Annotated in this window: 26 protein-coding genes and 2 tRNA genes; 16 read left to right on the top strand and 12 right to left on the bottom strand. The window is 63.2% G+C overall.

Annotated elements, in window-relative coordinates:
- Nucleotides 1-11: 11 nt before the first annotated feature.
- Both bchE and AC1DYO_RS26225 read left to right on the top strand, forming a co-directional pair.
- Nucleotides 12-1,559 (top strand): magnesium-protoporphyrin IX monomethyl ester anaerobic oxidative cyclase, encoded by a 1,548-nt coding sequence (bchE, locus tag AC1DYO_RS26230; RefSeq protein ID WP_477267326.1) that lies wholly within the window; start codon nt 12-14, stop codon nt 1,557-1,559.
- Between the two features lie 161 nt (nt 1,560-1,720).
- Nucleotides 1,721-2,119 (top strand): RidA family protein, encoded by a 399-nt coding sequence (locus tag AC1DYO_RS26225; RefSeq protein ID WP_477267325.1) that lies wholly within the window; start codon nt 1,721-1,723, stop codon nt 2,117-2,119.
- Between the two features lie 41 nt (nt 2,120-2,160).
- Here AC1DYO_RS26225 and argB read toward each other — a convergent pair whose 3' ends face one another.
- A complete protein-coding gene (argB, locus tag AC1DYO_RS26220; protein ID WP_013528489.1) occupies nt 2,161-3,054 on the bottom strand; it encodes an acetylglutamate kinase in 894 nt (297 codons plus the stop codon).
- Between the two features lie 111 nt (nt 3,055-3,165).
- Nucleotides 3,166-4,662 carry an amidase gene (locus tag AC1DYO_RS26215; protein WP_477267324.1) on the bottom strand — a complete coding sequence of 499 codons (1,497 nt, stop codon included), beginning with the start codon at nt 4,660-4,662 and terminating at the stop codon, nt 3,166-3,168.
- Nucleotides 4,663-4,797: 135 nt separating this feature from the next.
- On the opposite strand from AC1DYO_RS26215, the gene AC1DYO_RS26210 reads away from it, so the two are divergent.
- From AC1DYO_RS26210 to AC1DYO_RS26190, 5 genes are all read left to right on the top strand, one after another.
- Nucleotides 4,798-5,337, top strand: a complete 540-nt coding sequence (locus AC1DYO_RS26210; protein ID WP_477267323.1) for a sigma-70 family RNA polymerase sigma factor — start codon at nt 4,798-4,800, stop codon at nt 5,335-5,337.
- Nucleotides 5,334-6,059 (top strand): anti-sigma factor, encoded by a 726-nt coding sequence (locus tag AC1DYO_RS26205; protein WP_477267322.1) that lies wholly within the window; start codon nt 5,334-5,336, stop codon nt 6,057-6,059. Before AC1DYO_RS26210 ends, AC1DYO_RS26205 begins: the two co-directional genes overlap by 4 nt.
- Nucleotides 6,060-6,283: 224 nt before the next feature.
- Nucleotides 6,284-6,841, top strand: coding sequence for a fasciclin domain-containing protein (locus tag AC1DYO_RS26200; RefSeq protein ID WP_477267321.1), 558 nt, complete (start codon nt 6,284-6,286; stop codon nt 6,839-6,841).
- Nucleotides 6,842-7,056: 215 nt separating this feature from the next.
- Nucleotides 7,057-7,551, top strand: coding sequence for a peptide-methionine (R)-S-oxide reductase MsrB (msrB, locus tag AC1DYO_RS26195; protein WP_477267320.1), 495 nt, complete (start codon nt 7,057-7,059; stop codon nt 7,549-7,551).
- Between the two features lie 155 nt (nt 7,552-7,706).
- Complete coding sequence (locus tag AC1DYO_RS26190) at nt 7,707-9,242, top strand: FAD-dependent monooxygenase (RefSeq protein ID WP_477267319.1); 1,536 nt, start codon at nt 7,707-7,709, stop codon at nt 9,240-9,242.
- 106 nt (nt 9,243-9,348) lie between these two features.
- On the opposite strand, the gene AC1DYO_RS26185 is transcribed toward AC1DYO_RS26190, so the two are convergent.
- Together AC1DYO_RS26185 and AC1DYO_RS26180 are read right to left on the bottom strand one after the other, a co-directional pair.
- Nucleotides 9,349-10,950: a DHA2 family efflux MFS transporter permease subunit gene (locus AC1DYO_RS26185; protein WP_477267318.1), complete on the bottom strand. Its 1,602-nt coding sequence runs from the start codon at nt 10,948-10,950 to the stop codon at nt 9,349-9,351.
- Between the two features lie 22 nt (nt 10,951-10,972).
- Nucleotides 10,973-12,157: an HlyD family secretion protein gene (locus AC1DYO_RS26180; RefSeq protein WP_477267317.1), complete on the bottom strand. Its 1,185-nt coding sequence runs from the start codon at nt 12,155-12,157 to the stop codon at nt 10,973-10,975.
- A 147-nt stretch (nt 12,158-12,304) separates the two neighbouring features.
- On the opposite strand from AC1DYO_RS26180, the gene AC1DYO_RS26175 reads away from it, so the two are divergent.
- Nucleotides 12,305-13,048 (top strand): TetR/AcrR family transcriptional regulator, encoded by a 744-nt coding sequence (locus AC1DYO_RS26175; RefSeq protein WP_477267316.1) that lies wholly within the window; start codon nt 12,305-12,307, stop codon nt 13,046-13,048.
- A gap of 65 nt (nt 13,049-13,113) precedes the next feature.
- On the opposite strand, the gene yihA is transcribed toward AC1DYO_RS26175, so the two are convergent.
- The 3 genes from yihA to AC1DYO_RS26160 all read right to left on the bottom strand — a co-directional run bounded on the left by yihA (nt 13,114) and on the right by AC1DYO_RS26160 (nt 14,845).
- Nucleotides 13,114-13,773, bottom strand: a complete 660-nt coding sequence (gene yihA / locus AC1DYO_RS26170) for a ribosome biogenesis GTP-binding protein YihA/YsxC (RefSeq protein ID WP_477267315.1) — start codon at nt 13,771-13,773, stop codon at nt 13,114-13,116.
- Nucleotides 13,770-14,408, bottom strand: coding sequence for a CatB-related O-acetyltransferase (locus AC1DYO_RS26165; RefSeq protein ID WP_477267314.1), 639 nt, complete (start codon nt 14,406-14,408; stop codon nt 13,770-13,772). Before AC1DYO_RS26165 ends, yihA begins: the two co-directional genes overlap by 4 nt.
- Nucleotides 14,409-14,530: 122 nt before the next feature.
- Nucleotides 14,531-14,845 carry a hypothetical protein gene (locus tag AC1DYO_RS26160; RefSeq protein ID WP_477267313.1) on the bottom strand — a complete coding sequence of 105 codons (315 nt, stop codon included), beginning with the start codon at nt 14,843-14,845 and terminating at the stop codon, nt 14,531-14,533.
- A 166-nt stretch (nt 14,846-15,011) separates the two neighbouring features.
- Between AC1DYO_RS26160 and AC1DYO_RS26155 the strand changes: the two genes are divergently transcribed.
- Genes AC1DYO_RS26155 through AC1DYO_RS26145 form a run of 3 tightly spaced genes read left to right on the top strand, consistent with a single transcriptional unit; the run spans nt 15,012 to nt 18,011 of the window.
- The gene (locus AC1DYO_RS26155; protein WP_477267312.1) at nt 15,012-15,200 is read left to right on the top strand and encodes a hypothetical protein; all 189 of its coding nucleotides are present in this window, start codon (nt 15,012-15,014) and stop codon (nt 15,198-15,200) included.
- Entirely contained in the window at nt 15,193-16,467 is a 1,275-nt protein-coding gene (locus tag AC1DYO_RS26150; RefSeq protein ID WP_477267311.1) for an HlyD family secretion protein, read from the top strand. Before AC1DYO_RS26155 ends, AC1DYO_RS26150 begins: the two co-directional genes overlap by 8 nt.
- The gene (locus tag AC1DYO_RS26145) at nt 16,464-18,011 is read left to right on the top strand and encodes a DHA2 family efflux MFS transporter permease subunit (protein WP_477267310.1); all 1,548 of its coding nucleotides are present in this window, start codon (nt 16,464-16,466) and stop codon (nt 18,009-18,011) included. The genes AC1DYO_RS26150 and AC1DYO_RS26145 overlap by 4 nt, the downstream gene beginning before the upstream one ends.
- A 147-nt stretch (nt 18,012-18,158) precedes the next feature.
- Here the strand turns inward: AC1DYO_RS26145 and AC1DYO_RS26140 are convergent, their stop codons facing one another.
- The 4 genes from AC1DYO_RS26140 to rpmH form a co-directional block, all read right to left on the bottom strand.
- Nucleotides 18,159-18,725 (bottom strand): fasciclin domain-containing protein, encoded by a 567-nt coding sequence (locus tag AC1DYO_RS26140; RefSeq protein WP_477267309.1) that lies wholly within the window; start codon nt 18,723-18,725, stop codon nt 18,159-18,161.
- A 352-nt stretch (nt 18,726-19,077) separates the two neighbouring features.
- On the bottom strand, nt 19,078-20,907 hold the full coding sequence (gene yidC, locus AC1DYO_RS26135; protein ID WP_477267308.1) for a membrane protein insertase YidC: 1,830 nt from the start codon (nt 20,905-20,907) through the stop codon (nt 19,078-19,080).
- 14 nt (nt 20,908-20,921) lie between these two features.
- On the bottom strand, nt 20,922-21,275 hold the full coding sequence (gene rnpA, locus AC1DYO_RS26130) for a ribonuclease P protein component (protein WP_112392939.1): 354 nt from the start codon (nt 21,273-21,275) through the stop codon (nt 20,922-20,924).
- 16 nt (nt 21,276-21,291) lie between these two features.
- A complete protein-coding gene (gene rpmH, locus AC1DYO_RS26125; RefSeq protein ID WP_008833937.1) occupies nt 21,292-21,426 on the bottom strand; it encodes a 50S ribosomal protein L34 in 135 nt (44 codons plus the stop codon).
- A gap of 322 nt (nt 21,427-21,748) precedes the next feature.
- On the opposite strand from rpmH, the gene AC1DYO_RS26120 reads away from it, so the two are divergent.
- From AC1DYO_RS26120 to AC1DYO_RS26105, 4 genes are all read left to right on the top strand, one after another.
- Nucleotides 21,749-23,266 (top strand): ATP-binding protein, encoded by a 1,518-nt coding sequence (locus AC1DYO_RS26120; protein ID WP_477267307.1) that lies wholly within the window; start codon nt 21,749-21,751, stop codon nt 23,264-23,266.
- 285 nt (nt 23,267-23,551) lie between these two features.
- Nucleotides 23,552-23,628: transfer RNA gene (locus AC1DYO_RS26115), tRNA-Arg, on the top strand.
- 120 nt (nt 23,629-23,748) lie between these two features.
- Nucleotides 23,749-24,507 carry an SDR family NAD(P)-dependent oxidoreductase gene (locus tag AC1DYO_RS26110; protein ID WP_477267306.1) on the top strand — a complete coding sequence of 253 codons (759 nt, stop codon included), beginning with the start codon at nt 23,749-23,751 and terminating at the stop codon, nt 24,505-24,507.
- A 62-nt stretch (nt 24,508-24,569) separates the two neighbouring features.
- Nucleotides 24,570-24,646: transfer RNA gene (locus tag AC1DYO_RS26105), tRNA-Arg, on the top strand.
- Nucleotides 24,647-24,722: 76 nt separating this feature from the next.
- On the opposite strand, the gene AC1DYO_RS26100 is transcribed toward AC1DYO_RS26105, so the two are convergent.
- A complete protein-coding gene (locus AC1DYO_RS26100) occupies nt 24,723-25,025 on the bottom strand; it encodes a YdhR family protein (RefSeq protein ID WP_477267305.1) in 303 nt (100 codons plus the stop codon).
- Nucleotides 25,026-25,335: 310 nt separating this feature from the next.
- On the opposite strand from AC1DYO_RS26100, the gene AC1DYO_RS26095 reads away from it, so the two are divergent.
- Nucleotides 25,336-26,043, top strand: a complete 708-nt coding sequence (locus AC1DYO_RS26095) for a winged helix-turn-helix transcriptional regulator (RefSeq protein ID WP_477267304.1) — start codon at nt 25,336-25,338, stop codon at nt 26,041-26,043.
- Nucleotides 26,044-26,365: the final 322 nt, after the last annotated feature.

The raw sequence follows: 26,365 nt of genomic DNA, 5'->3' as shown, positions 1-26,365 counted from the left end.
GAGGTCCCGCCATGAACATCGTGCTGATCAATCCGCCGCACACCGCCATCGGCAGCCGCGTGCCCGACGATCATCTGCCGCCGCTCGGTCTGCTCGCGCTGGGTGGTCCGCTGCTCGACGCCGGCCACCAGGTGCGGCTGGTCGATGCCGAATTCGGGCCGATGCCGCTGGCCACGCTGGTGCGCGATGCCTTGAGCGGTCAGCCCGACTGCATCCTGATCGGCCATTCCGGGTCGACCTCGGCGCATCCGACAGCGCTTGCCATCGCCGGCATGGTCAAGGCGCTCGAGCCGGCGACGCTGGTGATCTATGGCGGTGTGTTCCCGACCTATCACTGGCGTGACATACTGGCGGCGAGCGATGTTTTCGACTTGATCGTGCGCGGCGAGGGCGAGGTGACTGTCGTTGCCCTGGTCGAGGCGCTGGACAAGCGCCGGCCACTGGGCGACGTCGCCGGCATTGCCTATTGCGACGACCTCGGCCGTCCCTTTGCCACGAGGCCGGCTGGCACCATCGCCACTCTCGACGATTACCGCGTCGGCTGGGAGCTGATCGATCACAGCCGCTACAGCTATTGGGGCGGCAAGCGCGCCGTGGTCATGCAGTTTTCGCGCGGCTGTCCGCATCTGTGCAATTATTGCGGCCAGCGCGGTTTCTGGACCCGATGGCGGCACCGCGATCCCAAAAAATTTGCGCAGGAGATCGCCTGGCTGCATCGCGAGCATGGCGTCGAACTGATCAACCTCGCCGACGAGAATCCGACGGTCTCGAAGAAAGCATGGCGCGCCTTTCTCGACGCGCTGATCGCCGAGAATGTGCCGGTGCTGATCGTTGGCTCGACCCGCGCCGACGACATCGTACGCGATGCCGACATCCTGCATCTCTACCGCAAGGCCGGCGTCATCCGCTGGTTGCTCGGCATGGAAAACACCGACGAGCAGACGCTTCAATTGATCCGCAAGGGCGGCAGCACCTCGTCCGACCGCGAGGCGATAAGACTGCTGCGCCAGCACGGCATCCTGTCGATGGCGACCTGGGTGGCCGGCTTCGAGGACGAGACCTTTCGCGATTTGTGGCGCGGCTTCCGTCAGCTGCTTGCCTATGACCCCGACCAGATCCAGGCGCTCTACGTTACGCCGCATCGCTGGACGCCGTTCTTCCGCATTGCCAGGGACCGCAAGGTGATCCAGACGGATGCAAGGCTGTGGGACTACAAACACCAGGTGCTGCAGATGACGCGGCTGAAGCCGTGGATGCTGTTCTTCTCGGTCAAGCTGATCGAGGTCGCGGTGCAGTCGCGGCCGAAGGCACTGGCGCGCATTCTCTTCCACAAGGATCCCGAGCAGCGCCATTCGATGCGCTGGTACACGCAGATGGGCCGCCGCGTGTGGTTCCGCGAGGTCTGGGGCTTTCTGGCCCGGGACCGCCGCCTGAAGAATGGCCCGACTCTGGCTGAGTTCTGGGGCGCGCCGCAGGATGCCGAAGAAGAATCGATGGTCGTCATACGCCCGCCGCGCAAGCCGGCCGAAGCGACCGTTGCGAGCTCGCCCGGCGCTTGACCGGTTCCGCTGTTATTCACAAATATACGTGACGTATGTGTATTGACATACGCAGCGTATGCACCCATTTCAGACATACGGGGCGTATGTGAATTGCCCCGAATGGAACGCAGGCCGCGATCGTCGGGAGATCCGGCCTGCCACGTCTGAATGGAGTGACAATGACCAAACGTGACGCGATATTCCCTGCCGGCAGGCAGGCTCTCTACGAGATCAATCGCTATTCGGCGGCGATCCGCTCGGGCGACTTTCTGTTCGTCTCGGGTCAGGTCGGCAGCCGCGAGGATGGGTCACCCGAGCCGGTCTTCGAAAAACAGGTCCAGCTTGCTTTCGACAATCTCGCGGCCGTGCTGAAAGCTGCCGGCTGCACATTCGACGACATTGTCGACGTGACCACCTTCCACACCGATCCGGCCGCGCAGTGGGGCGCGATCGACGCGGTTCGGCTGAAGGTGCTTGGGGAACCGCCCTACACCAACTGGACCGCGGTTGGTGTCAACTGGTTAGCCGGCTTCGACTTCGAGATAAAGGTCATTGCCCGCCTGCCCCAACCCGGCTGATAGATTGGCTGCCTGATCGACGGGCTGCGGCCAGTCGCGGCTCAGGGCACGATCAGCGTGCCGGCGCCGTGTTCGGTGAACAGCTCCAGGAGCACCGCATGCGGCGTCTTGCCGTTGAGGATGACGACGCCTTCGACGCCGCGCTCGATCGCCTCGATGCAGGTCTCGACCTTGGGGATCATACCGCCCGACACCGTGCCGTCCTTGATCAGCGCCTTGGCCTCGGCCACCGTCAGCTCGTCGATCAGCTTCTTGTTCTTGTCGAGCACGCCGGGCACGTCGGTCAGGAACAGAAGGCGTGTCGCCTGGCAGGCGCCGGCGATGGCGCCGGCAAAAGTGTCGGCATTGATGTTGTAGGTGTGGCCGTCGCGGCCGGGCGCCACCGGCGCCAGCACCGGGATCATTTCGGAGCGCGCCAGCAAGTCGAGCAGCGTGCGGTCGACCTCGACAGGCTCGCCGACGAAGCCGAGATCGAGCACGCGCTCGATGTTGGAGTCCGGGTCGATCATGGTCTTGCGCGCCTTTTCGGCGAACACCATGTTGCCGTCCTTGCCGCACAAGCCAATCGCCCATTCGCCTTCGGCATTGATCAGCGCCACGATCTCCTTGTTGATCGAGCCGGCCAGCACCATTTCGACGATCTCGACCGTCTTCTGGTCGGTGACGCGCAGGCCGCCTTCGAACTTCGATTCGATGCCCATCTTGGCCAGCATGGCGCCGATCTGCGGCCCGCCGCCATGGACGACGATCGGGTTGACGCCGGATTGCTTCAACAGCGCGATGTCGCGGGCGAAAGCCTTGCCGAGCTCGATATCGCCCATGGCATGGCCACCATATTTCACCACCACCGTCTTGTGCTCGTAGCGCTGCATATAGGGCAGCGCCCGCGACAGCAGGGCGGCCTGCATCTCGGCGGTGGCGGTTATCTCCGTCATCGGCGTGGTTCCCTGGATGTGGGTAAGGACGGCGGCGTCTTAGCGGGAATTGGCGCAAGCCGCAAACGGCTTTGCTGTCACAATCATAAAATCACGAGAGGATGCGAGACTCTAGCCGGGAACCTTCAGCGGCGCCCGCCGCGTCAGCCAGCCCGAAATCTTTTCCATCTGTCCGGCGAGCGACAAAAGCGTCTCCTCGTCACCCGGGCGGCCGACGGCCTGGATGCCGAGCGGCAGGCCGGCATCGGTGACATGGACAGGCAGCGCGATCGACGGCTGGCCGCTGACGTTCTGGATCGCCGGCCAATGGGTGAACCACAGGCTCTTGTCCATCAGCTGGCCGAGCAGCGGCTTGAGTTTCAGCAATCGGGTGAGACGCAGTTTGTCGAGCAGATTTTCGATGAGCTCGTCGGCACCCTTCGGATCCATGGCGCCGCAGACGAGCGGCGGATGCGCAATGATCGGCATCAACACGGCGTCATATTGCGCGGTCTCGGTGATCAGCCGGCGCGAGACGGCGTTGAGCCGCTGCAGGCCGGCATAGATCTCGCCGGCCGAGACGATTTCGCCGAAGCGAGCAATGACGCGCGTGGCGCGCTCGATATCGCCCAGAACCGGGCGGCCGACGCGCAGTGCCTCGCCACGCATCGTGCCAGCCACCGCCGAGGCGACGGTTTTTGCGAAATCCGCCATGAAATCGCGATCGATATAGGGCAGGTCGATCTCCTCCACCGTGTGGCCGCCATCGCGCGCCAGCGCCACTGCGGCGTCCAGCGCGGCGAAAGTCTCGGCCGATATCGGCAGGCCGAGCGGAGATTTCCGGTAGACGGCGAGCTTGAGCTTGCCCGGATCACGCGCCGCGGCAGCCGCAAAGGTTCCTTTCGGTGCCGGCGCGGCATAGGGCGCCAGCGGGTCGGGTCCATGCGTCAGGTCGAGCAGCAAGGCACAGTCGCGCACCGAGCGGCCGACAGCGTGGTCGACGACCATGCCGTACCAGGCTTCGCTGATCAGCGGTGTCTGCGGCACGCGGCCGCGAGAGGGTTTCAGGCCGACCAGACCGGTGCAGGCCGATGGCACCCGGATCGAGCCGCCGCCGTCCGAGGCATGCGCCGCCGGCACCACGCCCGCGGCGACAAGTGCTGCCGCACCGCCTGACGAGCCGCCGCTGGTATGGCCCGTGTTCCACGGGTTGCGGGTGATGCCGAAGGCGGTGGATTCGGTCATCAGCCTCAGCCCTTGTTCGGGCGAGGTGCTGGTGGCGATCGGAATGAGCCCGGCAGCGAGATAGCGCTCGGTCATCACCGAGTTGAAGTCGGCGGTGAAAGCCGGAATGCGGCTGCCGGTATGCGTCGGCACGCCTTTGATGGCGATGCCGAGATCCTTCAGCGCAAACGGCACCCCGGCCAGCGGCAGGGTGCGGTCGACGGATTTCGCCCGCGTCCGGGCGAAATCGTAAAGCGGCTCGGCAATGGCGTTGATGTCGGGGCGGGTGGCCTCGGCGCGCGCGATGGCCGCATCGACAAGGTCTTGCGGCGAGATTTCGCCGCTATGTACCAGCTCTGCCAGGCCGGTTGCATCGTTGTCCCAAAGCATCCGTTCGGCCGACATTGCTTTCCCCTTTTGGCGAGAGGCTAACGACAGGGGATTTCCTTGGCAACCGACCGACAATTACTGGCGATCCGGGTGAGGTGGAGAACACAATTCCGCCTTTGCAAATAAATCGCAATCGCCTAGCTTATCGGCATGACGCCGCAGGACATCTCCACCCTGATTGTCCGGACTTCGATGAAGGACCGGGCTGCGTTCGATCTGCTCTACCGGCAGACCAGCGCGAAACTTTTCGGTGTGTGCCTTCGTGTATTGAGGGACCGGGGAGATGCGGAAGAAGCGCTGCAAGAGGTCTTCGTCAAAGTGTGGACGAAGGCGGATCGTTTCGCGGTTTCTGATCTCAGCCCGATCTCCTGGCTGGTGGCCATAGCGCGCAATCATGCGATTGATCGCATCCGATCGCGACGCAAGCCTGCTGCCGATATCGATGCCGCGCGTGACGTGGCTGACCCGGGTCCGGGGCCTGAGGCCATGGTTGTCGCGGGCGGTGAATCCGAGCGCATCTACCAGTGCCTCGAAGAGTTGGAGCAAGACCGGGCGCAAGCCGTCCGGGGTGCCTATTTGAACGGCGAAAGTTACGCCGACCTGGCGGAACGTCACAAGGTTCCGCTCAACACGATGCGGACATGGCTGCGCCGCAGCCTGTTGAAACTTAGAGAATGTCTGGAAAGATGACCCTGGCAGAAGAAAATGGACCGGAACGTGGAGGCGACGACCTGCTCGCAGCCGAATACGTTCTCGGCGTTCTGCCGGCGGACGAGCGCCAGATAGCCTCCGGACGCATCGACGCGGAGACCGGCTTTGCCCGTCTCGTCGATTCCTGGGAGGTTCACCTTTCGCCGATGGCCGCCGCTTATGCGGAAGTGGAGCCGCCGGCCACGGTCAAGCCGGCTATCGATCGCCGGCTGTTCTCCTCATCGGCTGCATCATCATCTGCGGCGCCGAGCGGCAGCCTGTGGGCGAGCCTCGCCTTCTGGCGCGGGCTCACCGCCGCCGCGCTCGCCGCGCTGGTCCTCTATATCGCCGTGCCTTACGTCAGGCCGCCGGTCATCGTGCCGCAGGAGCGTTTGGTCGCTTCGCTGGCTGCCGATGGCAGCGATGTCAAATATCTGGTCGTCTACGACGCCGGACGGCGCGATGTCGGCCTGTCGCTGGTTTCGGGCGAACGCGCCGCCGGCAAGGACTTCGAGCTGTGGATGATCGAAGGCAAGAATGCACCGGTCTCGATGGGTGTCATTCCCACCGGCCAGACCACGCACATCGCCGTGACACCGGCCGTGCAGCAGAAGCTGGCGCAAGGCGCCGTGCTCGCCGTCAGCGTCGAGCCGACGGGCGGTTCGCCGACCGGGCAGCCGACCGGACCGGTCGTTGCCGCGGGCGATCTGAAGGGCATCTGATAGATATCAAGGTCATGACCTGATCATGAAGAACAGCGGAAGTGTATCTTCCGCTGTTTTCATTGTATCCGCACTGCTGGAAGTTATGGGCTCGATCTCCGGAAACTTAATTCGTCGACAAAATAAAGAATAATTTTTCCCGACGTGCGGAAACTCAAGCAGCTCTATCTCGTATCTCCTTGTGTTCCCGAAAGAGGAACAATAACCCGAGGAGTCCGAACACTATGCGTAAACTCTCCACCCTTTTGCTCGCCGGTACGATTGCCGTCTCCGCGCTCGCCACCGCTGCCTATGCCGAAAATCCGATGGTTGGCGGCGCCGCCATGTTCGCCGACAAGAACATCGTCGAGAACGCCGTCAATTCGAAGGACCACACCACGCTGGTCGCCGCCGTCAAGGCTGCGGGCCTGGTCGAGACGTTGCAGGGCGCCGGCCCGTTCACCGTCTTCGCGCCGACCAATGAGGCCTTTGCCGCCCTGCCGGCAGGCACGGTCGAGACGCTGCTCAAGCCCGAGAACAAGGACAAGCTCACCAAGATCCTGACCTGCCATGTCATCGGCGCCAAGGCGATGGCGGCCGATGTGATGAAGATGGCGATGGACGACGGCGGCACCCACAAGGTCAAGACGGTCGGCGGCTGCGAGCTGTCGCTCAAGGCTGATGGCGGCAAGGTCACCGTCACCGACGAGAACGGCAATGTCGCCAATGTGACGATCGCCGATGTCGAGCAGTCCAACGGCGTCATCCACGTCATCGACAAGGTCCTGCTGCCGAAGATGTAACAAAGCGTCTGCCGCCGACGAACAGTTGGTCAAGGCTCCCTGCAGATTGCGCGGCTCACGCCCCCGTGAGCCGCGCAAACGACCGAGCGCTCCATCCCGTCCGCAACAGGCGCGGAACCGGTGTGGAGCGTTCGTTTGCAGGGCAACCGTCACCGGCTTTTGATTTTGCCGTGGCGGCAAAATTTGGCAAAACAACCTGCAGGAGGATTTCTGTCATGAACCGTCGCGATTTACTTCTCAGCGGCGTCGCCTTAGCGGCCGTCGCCGGCGCGGTGGCAACGCTGCGCATGGGCGGGCCCGCCAGAGCTGCCGAAACCTTCGAGGTCACCAAGACCGACGCCGAATGGCACGCCATCCTGTCCGACGAAGCCTTCAACGTGCTGCGCAAGGAAGGTACCGAATATCCCGGCACCAGCCCGCTGCTCAACGAGCACCGCAAGGGCATTTTCGCCTGCGCCGGCTGCGACCTGCCGGTCTACCCCTCGGACACCAAGTTCGATTCCGGCACCGGCTGGCCGAGCTTCTGGCAGGAGATTGCCAACGGCATCGGCAAGACCGAGGACCGCTCGCTGGGCATGACCCGCACCGAGGTCCATTGCCGCCGCTGCGGCGGCCATCTCGGCCATGTCTTCGATGACGGTCCGGCGCCGACCGGCCTGCGCCACTGCATCAACGGCGTTGCGCTGACCTTCAAGCCGGCGACTGCCTGACCATTCAGCATCTCTTTGCGATGTCGGGAATTTGGGAGGCGGCGTGACAACGGCCTCCTACCTCCTGAAATGGGGCGAAAACACTTAATTTCAAGAATTGGCAGACGGCTTTTTATGCGTAGATTCCGCAGCCCTTATCGAGAGGGCCAGAACCTATGCAACGGACTAAGGAACGGGCTCGCCAGGGCGAGCGCAAATCGACCGGCCGCATTGACGCCGGCCGGTCGCAAATCTCCCATCCTGTGGTGATCGTCGGAGGCGGGCCGACCGGACTGATGCTGGCCGGCGAGCTTTCCTTGGCCGGCATCGATGCCGCAATCGTCGAGCGGCGCGTTGGACAAGAGCTCGACGGGCTGCGCTCAGGCGGCTTGCACGCACGAACCATCGAGATATTCGACCAGCGCGGCATTGCAGACCGGTTTCTGGCCCAAGGGCGGACCGCCCAGGTCGCGGGCTTTGCCGGCGTTTCCCTTGATATCAGCGACTTTCCCACCCGCCACAATTACGGGCTCGCTTTGTGGCAGAAGCACATAGAGCGCATCCTTACCGACTGGGTGGAGGAGCTTGGCGTCACGATCTACCGTCGCTGCGAGGTGACGGCTTTCGTGCAGGACGAGAGTGGCGTCGACGTTGCGCTCAGCGATGGCCGGTCGCTTCGTGGCGACTACCTCGTCGGCTGCGACGGCGGCAGAAGTCTCGTGCGCAAGGCATTGGGCGTAGAATTCCCCGGCTCGGATCCGACGACCAGCAACCTGATTGGCGAGGTCGAGGTTACAGAGGAGCCGAGTTGGGGCATCCACCGCGATGCAACGGGCATTCACGGCCTCAGCAAGCTCGACGACGGGACCGTGCGGGTGATGGTGACCGAACGCGAGGTCGGGGCTGTCGCGCCGCCCACGCTGCGCGATCTGAGCGAAGCGCTCATTGCGGTCTTCGGAACCGATTATGGCGTCCACAATCCGGCATCGCTTTCCCGGTTCACCGATATGACCCGGCAGGCAGCGTCATACCGCAAGGGGCGGGTGCTGCTGGCGGGCGACGCCGCGCACGTACATCCGCCGGACGGCGGACAGGGCATGCAGCTTGGCGTGCAGGACGCGGTCAACCTGGGCTGGAAGCTCGCCCAGGTGATCAGGAAAACGGCGCCGGAAAGCCTGCTCGATACCTACCAGGCAGAGCGTCATCCGGTTGCCGCCAGGGTGTTGCAGAACACCATGTCGGCGGTCGTGCTGCGCCGTGAAGACGAGCGCATGAAGGCGCTACGAAACATGGTGTCCGGGCTTCTCGCCATGGAAGAGCCGCGCAAGCGTTTTGCCGGCATGATGTCCGGTCTGGACATCCGCTACGACTTCGGCGAAGGCCACGAACTGCTTGGCCGTCGCATGCCGGACCTCGACCTCGTCACCGCAGCCGGCCCGCAACGGGTCTTTGCGCTGCTGCACGACGCGCGACCGCTGCTGCTCAACTTCGGCCAGCCGGGCGCTTTCAACATCGGCCCATGGGCGGACCGGGTTCGGTCGGTCGACGCCAGATATGATGGTGCATGGGAGCTTCCTGTGCTGGGCGAGGTCAAAGCTCCCGGCGCGGTGCTGGTTCGGCCTGATGGTTATGTGGCCTGGGTTGGTGGGCCGACATCGGCGGGGCTGACAGACGCGTTGACCAAATGGTTTGGACCGCCGGCTGCGGCATAGCCGCATTCAAAGCTTTTGATATCGGTTGGTGCTTAAGCATGACCCCGGAAATCGGGGGTGATTTCCGGGGTCATGCATGAGGGCGCCAGGCGGGGGTCCAGCGCGCTCAATGGCCTCCGCCGCCACTGCCCGCAGGCGGCGCTGGCTTGGCGATGACGAGGGTGAACAGAGCCATGGTCGCGAACAGCACGGTCAGCATGGTGAAAACATCCATGAAGGACAGCAGCGACGCCTGCTGCTGGACCATCCCAGACAGTTTGGAAATGGCCGCCTTGGTAGCGTCGAGGCCGGGCGTCTGCTGGAAGTCGAGCGTCATGTTCTGCAGCTTCTGTTGCGCCGCCGCACTGCCCCATTCGACATGCTCGGCCAGCCTTGCATAGTGGAAGGCGTTGCGGTCGATCAGCACGGTGTTGATGACGGCAAGGCCGACCGCGCCGCCGAGGTTGCGGGTCAGGTTGAACAGGCCCGATGCGTTCTTCAGCCGGTCTGGCGGCAAGGTGCCGAGCGCGATGTTGTTGATTGGCACCATGCACAGCATCATCGAGCAGCCGCGCAGGATCTGCGGGATGAGCAGCTCATAAAAGTCCCAGTCGGCCGTCAGATGCGTCATCCACCAGGTGCCCGCGGCAAAGCCGAGCAGCCCGATCATCATCATGATGCGCAAATCCATCTTGCTCGACAGGATGCCGGAAATCGGCGCGGTGACGAACATCGCCAGGCCGCTGACGAACAACGCCTCGCCGATCATCAAGGAATCGTAACCGCGGATGCGCCCGAGGAACACCGGATAGAGATAGGTCAGGCCGTAGAGGCCGATGCCGATGACGAAGGAGAACAGCGAGCCGAAGGCGAAGTTGACGTTGGTGAAGGCCCTGAGATCGACGATCGGCTCCTCGGCGGTAAAGGCGCGCCAGAAGAACAGCACCGCACCGACAACCATGACGATGGCGCAGATGAACACTGCCTGTTCCTGCAGCCAGTCATGGTTCGGACCTTCCTCAAGCACATATTCCATGCAGCCGAGGAAAGCCGCCATGCCGGCAAGGCCCCACCAGTCGAACTTGCTGAACAGGCCGAGATTGGGCTTGTCGAAATCGATCAGTGACCAGGTCGCGGCCGTCACCAGAATGCCCGGCACGACATTGATCAGGAACAGCCAGTGCCAGGAGAGGGCGTGGCTGATATAGCCGCCGACGGTCGGGCCGATGGTCGGCGCCAGCGTCGCCACCAGGCCGATCATCGGCGACACCATGGCGCGGCGCGACGGCGGGAAGATGGTGAAGGCAGCGGCGAAGACGCTCGGGATCATGCCGCCGCCGATAAAGCCCTGGATGGCGCGGTAGACGATCATCTGGTCGATGTTGGTGGCGGTCGCGGCCAGCGCGCTTGCCGCCGTGAAGCCGGCCGCGGCACCTGCAAACAGCACGCGCGTCGATAGCATCCGGCTGAGGAAGCCCGATAGCGGGATCATCACCACTTCGGCGATCAGGTAGGCGGTCTGCACCCACGGGATTTCATCGGAACTGGCGCTCAGGCCGGCCTGAATCTCGGCCAGCGAGGCCGAGACGATCTGGATGTCGAGGATCGCCATGAACATGCCGAACACCATCGCCAGGAAGGCGATGAGGCGGCGCGTCGAGATGGTCGTCGGCACCGCCGGCATGGCAGGCGCCGGCGCTGCTCCTGCAGTTATGGTTGCGGTTGCCATGGCGTTATCCCCTTGCGGCCGCTCAGTTCGCCGCGGCCGGAGCCGTGCGGCTGTCGACGTCGACGATGACGCTCAAGCCGGCACGCAGCCTGCCTGCCTTCAAGACGTCGGCAGGCACCTCGATGCGAACCGGGACGCGCTGCACCACCTTGGTGAAGTTGCCGGTGGCGTTTTCTGGCGGCAGCAGTGAGAACACCGCACCCGAAGCCGGCGCCAGCGACGACACCGTGCCTTCGAAATCATGGCCGTCCGTGGCGTCGACCGAGACCCGGACCTTTTCGCCGGGCACCAGCTTGGCCAGCTGCGTCTCCTTGAAGTTGGCGACGATGTAGAGCTTGTCCATTGGCACCACGACGGCGAGCTTCTGGCCGGGGCTGACGAGATCGCCCTGCTCGACCGAACGGTTGCCGACGACGCCGTCATAGGGCGCCTTGAGCACGGTGAACGACAGATCACGCGCGGCCTTGTCGCGGTTCAGCTGCAGCGAGGCCAGCGTGCTGGCGGATTCGGCGCGCTGCGCCTCGAACACGCCGATATTGGCCTGTGCGGCTGCGATCTGCGCATCGGCGCCGACAAGGGCTGCGTTGGCCTGGTCGAGAGCCGTCTGGGCGTCGTCGAGCTGCGCCTGCGTGCCGACATGTGTCTTGACCAGTTGTGCCGCGCGCTGCTGCGCACGAGCCGCATTGTCCGCGGCTGCCTGGTCGGCAACCTTCTGCGCCTGCGCCTGTTGCAGCGAGGCCTGCGCCGCCTTGGTCTGCGCGTCGATGCGGTCGAGGGTCTTGGCCAGCGTGGCGATCTGCGCCTCGGCCTGGGCAACCGCAATCTTGTAGTCGCCGTCATCGATGGTCAGCAGCGGGTCGCCGGCCTTCACCTGCTGGTTTTCCGAGACCTTGACCTGGTCGACATAGCCGGAAATCTTCGGTGACACGAAAGACATGTCGGCCTGGACATAGGCATCGTCGGTCGAGATCAGGAACCGGCCGTCGGTCCAGTAGTTATAGCCATACCAGGCGCCGGCGCTGAGCAGGGCCAGGCCGATGATCGGCAGCATCAGCGAGCGCGCCGACCGCTTCTTCTTGGCCGGCGTCTCGGCCAGAACTTCGGCGGCAGGCTTGGGAGGCGCTTCCGGAGCTTCGATGACCGGCGAGACCTTGGCGGTAGGAAAGGGCCGAACTTCGGCGGTCGTGGTTGGGGTGTTCGAGGACATGATATCTCGCTACTGTCGCTATATAAGGAATTCGTGTTATACTGAACCGTTCGGTTCGATGTGGACGTTGACATAGCGTCAAAGTGGGCCCATATCAAGGGGCAATCGAACCGATCGGTTCGAATTATTTTGCGAGGTGTGACTTTTATGGCCGACACGTTAGCCGACGCCGAAACTGATCCGTGCGATGTGCTGGATAGTGCGCGTCGCGGCCGCCCGGCAGCGGGACAGGATCCGGTCAAGCGCAGCCAGATCATCGAGGGCGCGCGTCGCGTGTTTATAGACAAGGGCTTCGAAGCGGCGTCGATGAACGACATCACCCGCGAGGCCGGCGTCTCGAAGGGCACCATCTATGTCTACTTCGCCAACAAGGAAGAACTGTTCGAGGCGCTGATCGAGGAAGAGCGCGGCACCATCTTCAAGAATATGTATGACATGCTCGACCGCGCCGACGATCTGCGCCAGACGCTGGTGAAGTTCGGCAAGGTGCTGTCGATGAAGATCACCTCGGCCAAGGTCATCCAGGCGCAGCGCACGGTGATCGGCGCTTCCGACAGGATACCCGACATGGGCGCGCGCTTTTACGAGCGCGGCCCCAAACGCGGTCACGACAAGGTGGCCGAGTTCCTCAATGCCGCCATCGACCGCGGTCTGCTCAAGATCGACGATGTCGATCTTGCCGCCTATCAGTTCACCGAACTTTGCCTGGCCGGCCTGTTTCGCCAGTGCATCTTCGCCTACCGCACCAAGGCGCCGAGCCAGGATGAAATCGACCACATCGTGCGGTCGGGCGTCGACGTGTTCTTGAAGTACTACGGCACCGAACAGCTTGCCGAGGAAGAAAGCCACCAGATGATCGCCCTGGAGGCGAAGGCCAAGGTTAAGGCCTAGTCGGCCAAAGGTTTTTTCCGCAACTCCGGACGGAAAACCGCTTCACACTTTTCCTGGAGTTGCTTTTAGCCGCCATTGGCGGCCAGCACGATCGCCGCCCGCAACTCGTCGAGGCCTTCGCCCTTTTCCGACGACGTCGCCAGAACGAACGGAAACGCCGCCGGCCGCTTCTTGATCTTCAGTAGCGTCTCTTCGATCAGCCGCGGCACGCCCGCCGCCTTGATCTTGTCGGTCTTGGTCAGCACGATCTGATAGGACACTGCCGCCTTGTCGAGCAGCGACAGCACCTCGTCATCCTTGGCCTTGATGCCGTGGCGGGCATCGATCAGCACATAGACCCGCTTCAGTGTCACGCGGCCCTTGAGATAGTCGAAGACCAGCTTCGTCCAGTCGTCGACCTTTTCCTTCGGCGCGCTGGCGTAGCCGTAGCCCGGCATATCGACCAGCGCCAATGGCGGCAGGTCGGTGCCTTCGCCGGAAAACCCGCCCGGCACGAAATAGTTGAGCTCTTGCGTGCGCCCCGGCGTGTTGGAGGTGCGTGCCAGCCCGTTATGGCCGACCAGCGCATTGATCAGCGACGACTTGCCGACATTGGAGCGGCCCGCAAAGGCGATCTCCGGCGGCCCTTCCGGCGGCAAAAACTTCATCGCCGGCACGCCGCGGATGAAGATCCAGCCCTTGGTGAACAGCTCGACGCCGATAACAGTGTTGCCCAACGCGTTCAAACCGCTGCCTCCAGTCTGGAAATATCGGCGCCCCTGATGGCATTGAGGTTGCGGCCGATCTTGTCCACCGGCCAATTCCACCACGCCACCGAAAGCAGCCGCCGCACCGTCCTGTCGTCGAATCGCATCTTCACTACCTTTGCCGCGTTGCCGGCGACGATCGCATAGGTCGGCACGTCATGCGTCACCACCGATTTCGCCGCCACGATGGCGCCATGGCCGATCGACACGCCGGGCATGATCACCGCATCCATGCCGATCCATACATCATTGCCGACCACCGTGTCGCCGCGCACTTCCTGCGACCACGTTTTCGGATCGAAGCCTTGTTCCCAGCCATGGCCGAAAATGTTGAACGGATAGGTCGAGAAGCCGGACATCGCATGGTTGGCGCCGTTCATGATGAAGCGCGCCCCCTCGGCGATGGCGCAGAACTTGCCGATGATGAGCTTGTCGCCGATGAACGGATAATGATGCAGCACGCACCGCTCGGCGAATTTGTCCGGCCCGTCCGGATCGTCATAATAGGTGAAGTCGCCGATCTCGATATTCGGGGCGGTGACCAGGGGTTTCAGGAAGCCGACGCGGGTGTGCATCGGGATCGGGTGCTTGATGTCTGGGTTGGGTCCGTCCATGGCGAGATCCGTCGAGAAGTGGCAGCCGGGCGCAGGCGATATCGGCAGGCGCCGTTCAAAATAGCGTGATCCGCCCTATAGCACCAATCGTCGGATGAGCGAGCCCTGCGGGTCTTCGACGCTCACTTCGTGCCGCGGCAGATCACGATCGGATCGGACATGGCGCGGTCGAAACCGCCGCCCTGATAGACCTGGACATTCGCGGCGCCTGGCGGCAGCAGGAAGCTGCCTTCGACGATCTTCTGGTCGCCCCTCGCCATATGCAAAGCCCAGCTGAAGCTGCAGAATTGCGGCGGCGCCTTGGGTTCGACATGGCTGCAGTTCAGTTGCGCGCCGCCCAGCATCGCGGCTCCGCCACAGCTGACGGCGTCCTCGGCGGCGGCTGGAAACGCACATCCCGACAGGACAGCCACGGCAGCGATCCGGAGCCAATTCATCGTCATTGTTTCACCGGCTCGTGCCGGTCCTTCTGTTGCGCCACGCCGATGGGACATTTGCTCCAGGCGGCCTAATCCATCTTGCGCACGGCGTCCAGCAGGATTATGTGCATGATGATAATAAGCATGCTCACGAAAAGTTGCCCGCAGACCCTGATCTTCTCCCATGTCCTCCTCACCCAACATCAGCTTCGTGCTGCACGATGCCGCGCGCCTGTTTCGCAGGCGGCCTGAGCCGCGTTCGCGCGCGTCCAATATCGGGCAGCTCCGGCTGCAAACCCTGACCCTGATCACATCCAATCTGCTCGAGGCTTGTACCCAGCCAGCCGTCGACCGGGAGAAAACCCATGGCTGAATCGACATCACCCAAGAAGCCGGCGGAAGACGCCACGGATCGGCCGCGCGACCAGATCATCCGGCTGGACAGCGAACGCGAACAGCGGCGCACCGGCACGGTCATCGACGATGGCGAGCTGGAAACGCCGGCAGCGCTCGAGGCGCCAACCAGGGAGCCGCTGTCGCAGCCGGCTCCGGTCATTGCCGCGCCGCCGGCGCCGGTCAAGCCGAAGCGCAGCCTGACGCGTCCGGTCCTGTTTGCCCTGCTACCCATCGCGCTGATCGTCGGCGGCTATTACTACGTCATCGGCGGCCAGGTCATGACCACCGACAATGCCTACATCCAGGCGCAGTCGCTCGGCGTTTCCACCGATGTCTCCGGCACCGTGCAGGAAATCGACGTGCACGAGAACGAGGCGGTGAAGAAGGGCGACGTGCTCTTCCGCCTGCGGCCGGCCTCTTTCGAGACCGCTCTTGCCGCCGCCCAGGCGCAGCTCGGCACCGTACGCAACCAGGTGCTGACCTTGCAGGCGAGCTACCAGCAGTCGCTGTCGCAGATCGACCAGGCTGAGGCCGACATCCCCTATTACGAGGCCGCCTTCCAGCGCCAGCAGGATCTGCTCAAGACCTCGACAGCCTCCAAGGCAAGCTTCGACAGCGCCCAGCATGATCTCGTCGCCGCCCGCCAGAAAGTGTCGGTGGCCAAGGCGACGGCGCAGGCGACGCTTGCCCAGCTTGGCGGCGACGCCAATCAGCCGGTGGAGAAGAACCCGTTCTACCTGCAGGCACAGTCGGCCGTCGACGACGCTGAGCGCAACCTCGGCGATGCAACCGTCAAGGCGCCGTTCGACGGCGTCGTCACCAATGTCGACGCGCTGCAGGTCGGCAAGTACCTGCCGGCGTCGCAGCCGGCCTTCAGCCTGATCTCGGCGACCGATCTGTGGATCGAGGCCGAGCCGAAAGAAACCGAGCTGACCTATGTCAGGCCGGGGCAGACGGCAACGATCAGCGTCGACACCTATCCGGGCGCCGTCTGGCACGGCACGGTCGCCTCGATCAGCCCGGCCTCGTCGTCGAGCTTCTCGCTGCTGCCGGCGCAGAACACCACCGGCAACTGGGTCAAGGTCGTGCAGCGCATCCCGATGCGGGTGACGGTCGACGATCTCGCCGGCAAGCCGCCGCTGCGCGGCGGCATGAGCGTCGTCGTCGACGTCGACACCGGCCATGCGCGCGGCCTGCCCGACTTCGTCACCAACCTCATCAACCGGTTCGAGCAAAAGTCATGAGCAGCGCCGTCGCGACAGGTGCCACGCCGGTGGTCGCCAATCGCGGCGCCATCACCGCTTGCGTGATCCTGGCTGTCATCATGCAGGCGCTGGACACCACCATCGCCAATGTCGCGCTGCCCTATATCCAGGGCAGCGTCTCGGCCAGCGCCGACCAGATCAACTGGGTGCTGACCTCCTACATCGTCGCTGCCGCCGTCATGACGCCGCCTTCGGGCTATCTCGCCAACCGTTTCGGCCGCAAGCGCATCCTGTTGACCTCGATCACCGGTTTCGTCGTGGCGTCCGTGCTGTGCGGCTTCGCGCAGTTGCTGCCGCAGATCGTCGGCTTCCGGCTGCTGCAAGGACTGTTCGGCGCCGCTCTGGTGCCGCTGTCGCAAAGCATCCTGCTCGACATCTACAGCGTCGAGGAGCGCGGCTCGGCGATGGCGCTGTTCGGCGTTTCGGTCATGGTCGGCCCGGTGCTCGGCCCCGTCATCGGCGGCTGGCTGACCGAAAATGTCAGCTGGCGCTGGGTGTTCTACATCAACGTGCCGATCGGCGCGCTGGCTTTTGCCGGCGTGTCGATGTTCGTCATGGAAACCAGGATGGACCTCAAGGCCAGGCTGGACTGGCTGGGCTTCGGGGCGCTCAGCATCACCATCGCCGCGCTGCAGATGTTCCTCGATCGTGGCGAGCAGCTCAACTGGTTCTCGTCATCCGAGATCATCGTCGAGGCGCTGATCTGCGCTTCGGCCTTCTACATCTTCCTCGTCCACACCTTCACCGCCCGCAACAGCTTCGTGAACCCAAGGCTGTTCCTCGACCGCAACTTTGCCGTCGGCATGGTCTTCATCTTCATCATCGGCATCACCTACCTCGCCTCGCTGGCGCTGATGACGCCCTATCTGCAGACGCTGATGGGTTATCCCGTGGTGACCGCCGGCATCGTCATGGGGCCGCGCGGCCTCGGCACCATGGCTTGCATGTTCCTGGTCGGCAGGCTGGTCGGCAAGGTCGACACGCGCTGGCTGCTCTTCATCGGCCTGGCGATCACCGCCTGGGCGATGTACGACATGACCGGCTGGACCCCCGACGTCTCGCAATGGACGATCATCAGCACCGGCTTCATCCAGGGCGCTGGTCTCGGCTTCCTGTTCGTGCCGCTCACCACCATCACCTTCGCCACGCTGGCGCCGGAGCGCCGCGCCGAAGGCACCGGCCTCTACAATCTGTCGCGCAACATCGGCTCCAGCGTCGGCATCTCGGTCGTCACCGCGCTGTTGACGCAGAATGTGCAGATCAACCACGCCAACATCGCCACCTATGTGACGCCTTACAACCAGGCGTTCAGCAACCCGGCGATCTTCCAGGCGATGAACCCCTACAGCGCCGCCGGCCGCGCCGCACTTGACGGCGTCGTCACGCTGCAGGCAACGATCATCAGCTACATGGACGACTTCAAGCTGATGATGATCCTGTCGCTCGCAGCCATCCCGCTGGTTCTCTTGCTGCGCAAGCCCGCGACCCCGGCCAAGGTCGACCACAGCGCCGTCGTCGAATGAAAACGAAACCGGGGCCCTGCGAAGGACAAGCAGGACCCCGGTCATGTCGAAGGCGGCTTCCGCAACACATGGCACCTCGTTACGAGGCGGGATGGCAAGCCGAGAAAGCCGTCACGGACTTGCCGTCATCCCCTTTTCCGGAAGCCGTTACTTCGGCAACAGCACTTTGTTGACGACGTGGATGACGCCGTTTGACTGGTTGACGTCGGCGATCGTCACCTTGGCGGCGCCGCCGGATTCGTCGACGATGTAGAGCGAGCCGCCCTTGACCTCGGCGGTCAGCGTGTCGCCGGAAACGGTCTTCATCTCATACTTGCCGCCCATCGCCTTGGCCTTGGTCATCATCTCCTTGGCCGAGATCTTGCCGGCGACGACATGCGCGGTCAGGATCTTGGTCAGCTTGTCCTTGTTTTCGGGCTTCACCAGCGTGGCGACGGTGCCGGCCGGCAGCTTCTTGAAGGCGGAATCGGTCGGCGCGAACACTGTGAACGGGCCGGCGCTCTGCAGCGTGTCGACAAGACCGGCTGCCTTGACGGCTGCCACCAGGGTCTTGTGGATCGGCGAGTTGACCGCATTCTGGACGATGTTCTTCGTGGTCGACATCGCGGCGCCGCCGACGGCGGGATTGGCGAATGTGTAGACGGTCGTGGCGGTGAGGCCTGAAGCCGCGAGGACGGCCGAGATGCAGAGAGCTTTGAGGATGGACTGTGCCATTGGAGAACCCTTCCGTTGCGACAATTGTTGATTCGATTGTCGGGAAGAGTTACGCGGCGGCGGAGGGAAAGTTTCGAAACGATCGTGAAAAATATAATATAAACAAATACTTACAAGACAAGCCGGCCACCCAGCACCAATGTCCCCGCGACCTAAGTCACGAGGATGCGGCTCCAGCGAAGCTATTTTCGAATGAAGGGTGATCCGTCCTGAACGTCCTGGGGGATACAGGATGAGACACGCCCTTCACGTGCTTCAAGTTTCGCGCCTCACGGGAACGTGATGCACATGTCGCCCAACAAAAAAGCCCCGGACGAACCGGGGCTTTCGAGTTGGCCAGAAGGGGCGCCGGCTACTCAGCCGGCGACGGTTTCTTTCGAAACAGTGCCGCCAGATTGTCCCACAATTCGATCTTGGCGCCCTGGCGCTTCATGATCACGCCCTGCTGCAGGATCGACAGCGTGTTGTTCCAGGCCCAGTAGATGACCAGCCCTGCCGGGAAGCTGCCCATCATGAAGGTGAAGATGACCGGCATCCAGGTGAAGATCTGCGCCTGCGTCGGATCCGGCGGCGTCGGGTTCATGCGCATCTGCAGGAACATGGTGATGCCCATGACCACCGCCCAGGCGCCCATATGCGGCAGGAAGGCCGGCGGCGCGAACGGCAGCAGGCCGAACAGGTTGAAGATCGAGGTCGGGTCGGGCGCGGCCAGATCCTGGATCCAGCCGAAGAACGGCGCGTGCCGCATCTCGATGGTGATGTAGAGCACCTTGTAGAGCGAGAAGAACACCGGAATCTGCAGCGCCACCGGCCAGCAGCCGGCAAGCGGATTGATCTTCTCGGTCTTGTACAGCTCCATCATAGCCTGTTGCTGCTTCATCTTGTCGTCCGCGTATTTCTCGCGGATTTCAAGCATCTTGGGCTGCACCTTCTTCATGTTCGCCATCGACGAATAGGATTTGTTGGCGAGCGGGAAGAAGATGGCTTTGACGACGACGGTGGTGGCCAGAATGGCCAGGCCGAAATTGCCGAAGAATTTGTAGAGCGTGTCGATCAGCCAGAACATCGGCTTGGTGATGAAATGGAACCAGCCCCAGTCGATCAGGAGGTCGAACCGCTTGATATGGCGATCCTCGGCATAGGCGTTGATCTTGCCGACTTCCTTGGCGCCGGCGAAGATTTCCGACTCCACCGTCGTCGATTGTCCGGGTGCAACGGTGATCGCATCGGACAGGAAATCCGCCTGATAGCTGTGCGCATGAGGCCCGGTAGGGAATTCGAAATAGGAGTAGTTGGGCTGGAATGGCTGCTTTTCGGTCGGCACCAGGGTGACAGCCCAGTATTTGTCGGTGATGCCGAGCCAGCCGTCGGTCGATTTGCCTGGCTTGACCTGCCTGTCCTTCTCGATCGCCGCGTATTTGTGTTCCTGCAGGCCTTCGGTGCCGGTGAAGCCGATCAGGCCCTCATGCAGCACATAGGTGCTGGCAACGGCCGGCTTGTCGAAGCGGGTGACGCGGCCATAGTTGTAGAGGGAAACGGCCGCCGCCCCGGAGTTCTTCACGGTGTCGGAGACGGTGAACAGGTAGTCATTGTCGACCGAGAAGGTGCGCTCGAAGGTCAGGCCCTTGTCGTTGACATAGGTCAGCGTCACCGGGGTTGCCGGTGTCAGCGTCGGATTGCCAGCCACGGTCCAAACGGTGTCCGCTCCCGGAACGGTGCCGGTCTGGTCCACATTGGCAGCGCTGTAGCCGATTTCGGCAAAGTAGCCGTTGGGCAAGGCCGCCGGATTGAGCAGGCTGATCTCAGGCGAGTCCTTGTCGACCGTCTCGGTATAGTGCTTGAGCTTGAGGTCATCGAGCCGCGCACCGGTCAGGTTGATCGAGCCCGACAGGCTCGGCGTGTCGATCTTGACGCGGGCTGTCGCGGCGAGGGCCTGTTCGCGGCTGGCCGCCGTTACCACACCACCGGGCGCGTTCGGAATGGCGCCAGGCGCCGCGGGCGCCGTCGTGCCACCGGGATTTGCGGCCTCGGCCGCCTTCTTCTGCTCCGCCGCCCGCTGCTCTTCGATGCGCGTGGCTTCGGCTTGCCGCTCGCTGCGCGGCAGCACGTAGAAATATTGCCACAGCCCGAGGATCAGCACCGACAAGACGATGGTGATGTAGAAGTTCCGGTTGTTTTCCATCGAAAGCCCTTGGCCTATCGTGTTCCGCGCAGTCGGCGGGAGAGCTCGGCCTTCAACTGGCCGAACGGAATGGTAAGCACGTCTTCACGCCCGACGATGACATAATCATTGCCGGGCGCCATGTCACTTGCGGCATGGGTGCGCACGGCTTCTTTCAGCCGCCGCCTGACGCGGTTGCGCACGACTGCATTGCCGACCTTCTTGGTGACGGTGAAGCCGACGCGCGGCGACAGACCGTCATTGCGGTCGAGAACCTCAACGAGAAAAAGCCGCCCGCGCCGCTTTTCACCGCGGCGGACGGCCAGGAATTCCGCACGTTTCAGAAGCCGCTTGGGGTTTGGTCCCACTGGCTTGCCGGTTGCGGGCAACGATCTCGTCTTCCGTTCAGGCGCTGAGCCGCTTGCGGCCGCGGTTGCGGCGAGCTGCGACGACGCCGCGACCACCCTTGGTGGCCATGCGAGCACGGAAACCGTGCCGGCGCTTGCGGACGAGTTTGGACGGTTGGTAGGTACGCTTCATTTGTTTTAATACCGCGGGGTGCGGCCCTTCTTGATTCTGTCACTGTGTAACAGGAGCTTTGCCGGGCCGGCATTGGCGCGATCGAAACCGCGCCGGGACGAATGGCCCGAGCGTGAGCGGGCTTATAGAAAGAAGGTCTTTGGGAGTCAATCCAGCGCGAACACCAGTTCGTCGCGGCGCGAACCATCAGTTCGTCGCGGCGCGAACGACCAGTTCGAGGCGGTTTTATTGCTGGTACCATCGTCCAACGAAGGATGAAATTGGCAAAAAAGCCGCAATCGCCTAATCTGAACCGATCAAGCGTTTGTGAAGACAGGCCTTAATGAGCGAAGTTGCCTCAGCGGATGAAGGGACCGGCCCGGCGAAAGCCGACGCCAGCCCGGCAACCGTTCGCCCGGTTCCAAGCCGCTCGGTGTCCTTGGCGCGCGGCCTGTCGACCAAGCTGCTCCTGCTTACCATCGTCTTCGTGCTCCTGGCCGAAGTCCTTATTTTCCTGCCCTGGATCGCCAGCTACCGCTTGGCCTGGCTGAAAGAGCGGCTGAGCACCGCTGCCGCGGTGTCGATCGTCCTGGTGCAGGGCGAGCCCAATTCGCTATCCCGCGCCGCCCAGAACGACGTGCTGATGGCGATCGGCGCCAAGGCGATCGCCGTGCGCGATGGCGGCGTCTCGCGCCTGCTGGTGGTGGCCGAAATGCCGCCACAGGTCGACGAGCATATCGACATCGCCAATGTCGGCATGGTCAAGGGCATGACCGGGGCGCTCGACACGCTGTTCTTCGGCGGCAAGCGTATGCTCAGGGTTTTCGGCCCGGTCGGCGACAGCGACAAGGAATTCGAGCTGATTATGCCCGATTATTCCCTGCGCAACGCCATGCTGCGCTATTCGCGCAACGTCGCCTTCGTCTCGCTGCTGATCTCGCTGTTCACCGCCATGCTGGTCTATGCCGCGATCGACCTGATCATGATCGGCCCGATCCGCACCATGGCGCGCTCGATGCTGTCCTTTTCCGAGGCACCCGACGACCCCGGGCGCATCATCCATCCGGCTGCCCGCGCCGACGAGATCGGCGTTGCCGAACGCGAACTGTCGCAAATGCAGGAACGGCTGCAAAAGATGCTGGCCGAGCAGAAGCACCTTGCCGATCTTGGCCTCGCTGTCTCCAAGATCAACCACGACATGCGCAACATCCTGGCCTCGGCGCAGCTGATGTCGGACCGCCTGCGCCTTGTCAAGGACCCGACCGTGCAGGCCTTCGCGCCGAAGCTGTTGCGCGCGCTCGATCGCGCCGTGTCCTATTCCGAAGGCGTGCTGGCCTATGGCCGCACCCAGGAGCCGGCGCCCTCGCGCCGCCGCTTGCGGCTGCGCCAGCTGGTCGACGACGTCCACGGCCTGCTCGACATCGAGGACGGCATCGAATTCGTCAACGCCGTCGAACTCGCTTTCGAGGTCGACGCCGATTCCGACCAGCTGTTTCGCGTGCTCACCAATCTGTGCCGCAACGCGGTGCAGGCGATGGCGGCCGATGCCGAGAGTGCGCTGGTGCGCCGGCTCGCCGTGTCGGCCGAACGCATGGGCAGCGTCAGCCGCATCGTCGTCACCGATACCGGCCCCGGCCTGCCGCCCAAGGCGCGAGAAAACCTGTTCGCGGCATTTCGCGGTTCGGCCCGCAGCGGCGGCACCGGCCTTGGCCTGGCGATCGCCCACGAACTGATCCGCGCCCATGGCGGCACGGTGGAGCTGGTCGAATCGATCGGCGGCCGCACCACCTTCGCCGTCACTATCCCCGACCAGCCGGTCCGCCTCGACCAGGCCCGCACCGGCCTGCGCCGCCCGGCCTGAGGTATGTCGATATTCAGCTGAGGCCGGCCTGCAAATGGCGGATACCTGCGCTTCCGGTGCTCACGTACGAAAAGTACGCTCCGCTCCGGTTCTCGGTATCAACCATTTTCGACTCGGCCTGAGCTGAATCTCAACCCACCTCGATCTGTACTGGCAAAAGGGCCTGCGACAAAACTTTTGCCGGATCGGCTTGCTTTTCGGAAATTCAGTCGTTAGGGAACACGTCTCGTCGCGGCCGGTCGCCAGGATCGGATCCGTGGGGCTATGCAAGTCATGGCCTGTTGCGCGCCCGTAGCTCAGCTGGATAGAGCACCAGACTACGAATCTGGGGGTCAGGAGTTCGAATCTCTTCGGGCGCGCCATTTCAGAATACGCCATTGGTGCCGGAACGCGCCGTTCTTCCGATGAAAATCCCCGCGGCACCGTCGCCCAATGTGCGTGGTAAGACCGCGACGGCGGAACCAGCGGAGTCTGATTTGACCATGCCTTCTTCTACCACCAAGCGTGCGCTGATCACCGGGGCGGGTGCCGCCGACGGCATCGGCTTTGCCATTGCACGGCAGCTCGGCCTTGCCGGTCATGCCGTTTTCCTGAACGGTGCCAGCGCGCGTGTACTCGATCGCGCCGCCGAGCTTTGCGCCGAAGGCATCAATGCCAAAGCCGCGGTCGCCGATCTCACCATCGCAGCCGAAGTCGCGCAACTGCGGGCTGATGTCGGCGGTGTCGACATCCTGGTCAACAATGCCGGCATGGGCTCGCTGGCATCGCCCTCGGTTGACAAGGCGTTTCTCGCCATGACCGAGGCCGATTGGGACCAAGGGATCGACGTCAGCCTGAAGACCGCGTTCCTGGTCACCCGCTCGTTTCTGCCGGCGATGGTAGAGGCACGCTATGGGCGCATCGTCAATGTGGCGTCGGTGACCGGGCCGCTGGTGTCTTTCGAAGGCACCGCCGCCTATTCCGCCGCCAAGGCCGGCATGGTCGGCCTGACGCGCACGCTGGCGCTCGAAGTGGCAAAAAGCGGCGTCACGGCCAATGCCGTGGCCCCCGGCTGGATCGAAACGGGCTCGTCGAGCGCAATGGAGCGGCAAGCTGCCCTGCACACGCCACCGGCGCGGGCCGGGCGGCCCGACGAGGTGGCCGCAGCGGTCGTGTTCCTGGCATCGGAAGGCGCCAGCTATGTCAATGGCGCCCTGCTGGTGGTCGACGGCGGCAACAGCCTTCAGGAGCGCAAGGGCTGAATCGAAAAACGACCGGTCGTTCACGATCGGGTCGCGGGCCTATGCCAAGCACGGCCTGTTGCGCGCCGGTAGCTCAGCTGGATAGAGCACCAGACTACGAATCGGGCGGTCAGGAGTTCGAATCTCTTCGGGCGCGCCATTTCTGAAACAAAGGCTTAGACACCGGGGCGGCCCCGATTTTGGCTGAACATGCGGCCTCCGAACCTCTGAGAATGCTATTTAACCGGGCCACGTGTGATGGTCGTGAGTTCTTCGATCACGTCAAACACCTTGATGCTCAACGTCGGGTCACCTTTCATCTCCGCAACAATTGGCCCGTCCAAGAAGGCTTGCACTGCGGCGTCATCGTCGAATAGGTAGATCCCGCCAGCTTCGCTTGGGGCCTCGTTTATGATCCAGACCTTCCAGCGCAGGCCAAGTATGTCCGCGATTGGTTGAGCATAGGGCAGGTTTTCTCTCTCGTACTCGGCCCTCGGCCCGTTGAGCTTGTAGTTGATTTGCAGGATTTTGGCCGACATGTATTTCGTCCCTTATTCTCTGTAGTAGACTTTGCACGGCCACAAGCGACCCTCCATTCGTCCGCTGTTACGTTTGGGCAGACGATCAAGAAAGGTGCCCGACACGCGCAGTGCGGCCCGGCCTGGTTTCGTTTGCGTCATGTATCCATGGTCATGATAACCTCCGATGGTTGGGGTCGCTCGAAAGACGATCACCATGACGGCAGAAGGCGGGCAGGCGCTAGGGCAGCTTCGGAAGTGTTCCGCTTCAGATTGTGAACTGGCCTTGGACCTCCGCGCGGACTAGCTTGCGGCACAGGAGTGGTCGGCCATGACGCGACGGCCTTACGGACTGGTCTGCCCGATCTCGCTCGCCTGCGAGATATTGGAACCGCGCTGGACGATCCAAATCCTGACCGAGCTCTGGAACGGCTCGACCCGCTTCAACGACATTCGCAAGGGGGTGGGCAACATCTCGTCCGCCATCCTGTCGAGGCGGCTCAAGGAGATGAAAGCGTTGGGCCTGGTCGAGCGCGTCGAGGACAAGGTGGCGGGCACCGTCGACTATTTCCGCACCGAGAAGTCGATCAAGCTCGAACCGGCGATGAACGCGCTGGCTGAATGGGCGCAATGCAACATCGAGGCGGAGATCGCGCTCAGCGGTGCGGATGCTTCGACCATCATGTGGGCCGTGCGCCGAAAGATCGACCTCGCTGCACTGCCGCGGCGGCGCGCCGTCATCCGCTTCCATTTCCGTGACGATCCCCCACCGAAGTACCCCCATTACTGGTTTGTGGTCGAGCCAGGCGCAGACTTGCCCGAGCTATGCTCGCTCGACCCAGGCCGGGACGTAGACCTTTACGTCGAGACCGGCGTTGTTTCGCTAGGGGCCATCATCGAGGGCCGCTCCAGCATCGAGCGCGAGAAAGAAAGGGGCGGCCTTTTCCTGAGCGGTGACCCCGGCCTTGCCCGCAGCATGGACCGTTGGCTGCGAACCTCGGGCTGGGCGGCGCTCGAGGGAATCGTCCAGCTTTGTTGAAAGCCATACTGGGGTTGCAGCTTATTCTACCTGTCCGGGACGACCCCGCCGTGTGCAGCCGCTACCGCGCGATCTTGCAGCGCGTTGACAAGGAATAGCCTACGACGGCCACCCGCCTGAACAGGCTGCCGTGCGGATCAGCTCGACGCCCAGTCAACTCCAAGCCGCTAAAGCGTGTCGCGATTTAAGGGATTCAGGATTCCCCTTGATTTGAGTTCGTGATTCATTGCGGTTGAAAGGAGACCGCGATGGGCAAGCCGCTACCGCTTGAGTTGCGTCGGCGTGTTGTTGCGTATGTCGATGAGGGACATGGTCCATGGTC

This window comes from Mesorhizobium sp. P2_F5 (assembly GCF_056403715.1).
This window is presented reverse-complemented; position numbering and strand designations above follow the sequence as displayed.

Excerpts from the sequence above, each read along its gene's own strand:
- bchE (WP_477267326.1), top strand. The coding sequence starts at position 12 with ATGAACATCGTGCTGATCAATCCGCCGCACACCGCCATCGGCAGCCGC.
- AC1DYO_RS26225 (WP_477267325.1), top strand. The coding sequence starts at position 1,721 with ATGACCAAACGTGACGCGATATTCCCTGCCGGCAGGCAGGCTCTCTAC.
- argB (WP_013528489.1), bottom strand. The coding sequence starts at position 3,054 with ATGACGGAGATAACCGCCACCGCCGAGATGCAGGCCGCCCTGCTGTCG.
- AC1DYO_RS26215 (WP_477267324.1), bottom strand. The coding sequence starts at position 4,662 with ATGTCGGCCGAACGGATGCTTTGGGACAACGATGCAACCGGCCTGGCA.
- AC1DYO_RS26210 (WP_477267323.1), top strand. The coding sequence starts at position 4,798 with ATGACGCCGCAGGACATCTCCACCCTGATTGTCCGGACTTCGATGAAG.
- AC1DYO_RS26205 (WP_477267322.1), top strand. The coding sequence starts at position 5,334 with ATGACCCTGGCAGAAGAAAATGGACCGGAACGTGGAGGCGACGACCTG.
- AC1DYO_RS26200 (WP_477267321.1), top strand. The coding sequence starts at position 6,284 with ATGCGTAAACTCTCCACCCTTTTGCTCGCCGGTACGATTGCCGTCTCC.
- msrB (WP_477267320.1), top strand. The coding sequence starts at position 7,057 with ATGAACCGTCGCGATTTACTTCTCAGCGGCGTCGCCTTAGCGGCCGTC.
- AC1DYO_RS26190 (WP_477267319.1), top strand. The coding sequence starts at position 7,707 with ATGCAACGGACTAAGGAACGGGCTCGCCAGGGCGAGCGCAAATCGACC.
- AC1DYO_RS26185 (WP_477267318.1), bottom strand. The coding sequence starts at position 10,950 with ATGGCAACCGCAACCATAACTGCAGGAGCAGCGCCGGCGCCTGCCATG.
- AC1DYO_RS26180 (WP_477267317.1), bottom strand. The coding sequence starts at position 12,157 with ATGTCCTCGAACACCCCAACCACGACCGCCGAAGTTCGGCCCTTTCCT.
- AC1DYO_RS26175 (WP_477267316.1), top strand. The coding sequence starts at position 12,305 with ATGGCCGACACGTTAGCCGACGCCGAAACTGATCCGTGCGATGTGCTG.
- AC1DYO_RS26165 (WP_477267314.1), bottom strand. The coding sequence starts at position 14,408 with ATGGACGGACCCAACCCAGACATCAAGCACCCGATCCCGATGCACACC.
- AC1DYO_RS26160 (WP_477267313.1), bottom strand. The coding sequence starts at position 14,845 with ATGAATTGGCTCCGGATCGCTGCCGTGGCTGTCCTGTCGGGATGTGCG.
- AC1DYO_RS26155 (WP_477267312.1), top strand. The coding sequence starts at position 15,012 with ATGTCCTCCTCACCCAACATCAGCTTCGTGCTGCACGATGCCGCGCGC.
- AC1DYO_RS26150 (WP_477267311.1), top strand. The coding sequence starts at position 15,193 with ATGGCTGAATCGACATCACCCAAGAAGCCGGCGGAAGACGCCACGGAT.
- AC1DYO_RS26145 (WP_477267310.1), top strand. The coding sequence starts at position 16,464 with ATGAGCAGCGCCGTCGCGACAGGTGCCACGCCGGTGGTCGCCAATCGC.
- AC1DYO_RS26140 (WP_477267309.1), bottom strand. The coding sequence starts at position 18,725 with ATGGCACAGTCCATCCTCAAAGCTCTCTGCATCTCGGCCGTCCTCGCG.
- yidC (WP_477267308.1), bottom strand. The coding sequence starts at position 20,907 with ATGGAAAACAACCGGAACTTCTACATCACCATCGTCTTGTCGGTGCTG.
- rpmH (WP_008833937.1), bottom strand. The coding sequence starts at position 21,426 with ATGAAGCGTACCTACCAACCGTCCAAACTCGTCCGCAAGCGCCGGCAC.
- AC1DYO_RS26120 (WP_477267307.1), top strand. The coding sequence starts at position 21,749 with ATGAGCGAAGTTGCCTCAGCGGATGAAGGGACCGGCCCGGCGAAAGCC.
- AC1DYO_RS26110 (WP_477267306.1), top strand. The coding sequence starts at position 23,749 with ATGCCTTCTTCTACCACCAAGCGTGCGCTGATCACCGGGGCGGGTGCC.
- AC1DYO_RS26100 (WP_477267305.1), bottom strand. The coding sequence starts at position 25,025 with ATGTCGGCCAAAATCCTGCAAATCAACTACAAGCTCAACGGGCCGAGG.
- AC1DYO_RS26095 (WP_477267304.1), top strand. The coding sequence starts at position 25,336 with ATGACGCGACGGCCTTACGGACTGGTCTGCCCGATCTCGCTCGCCTGC.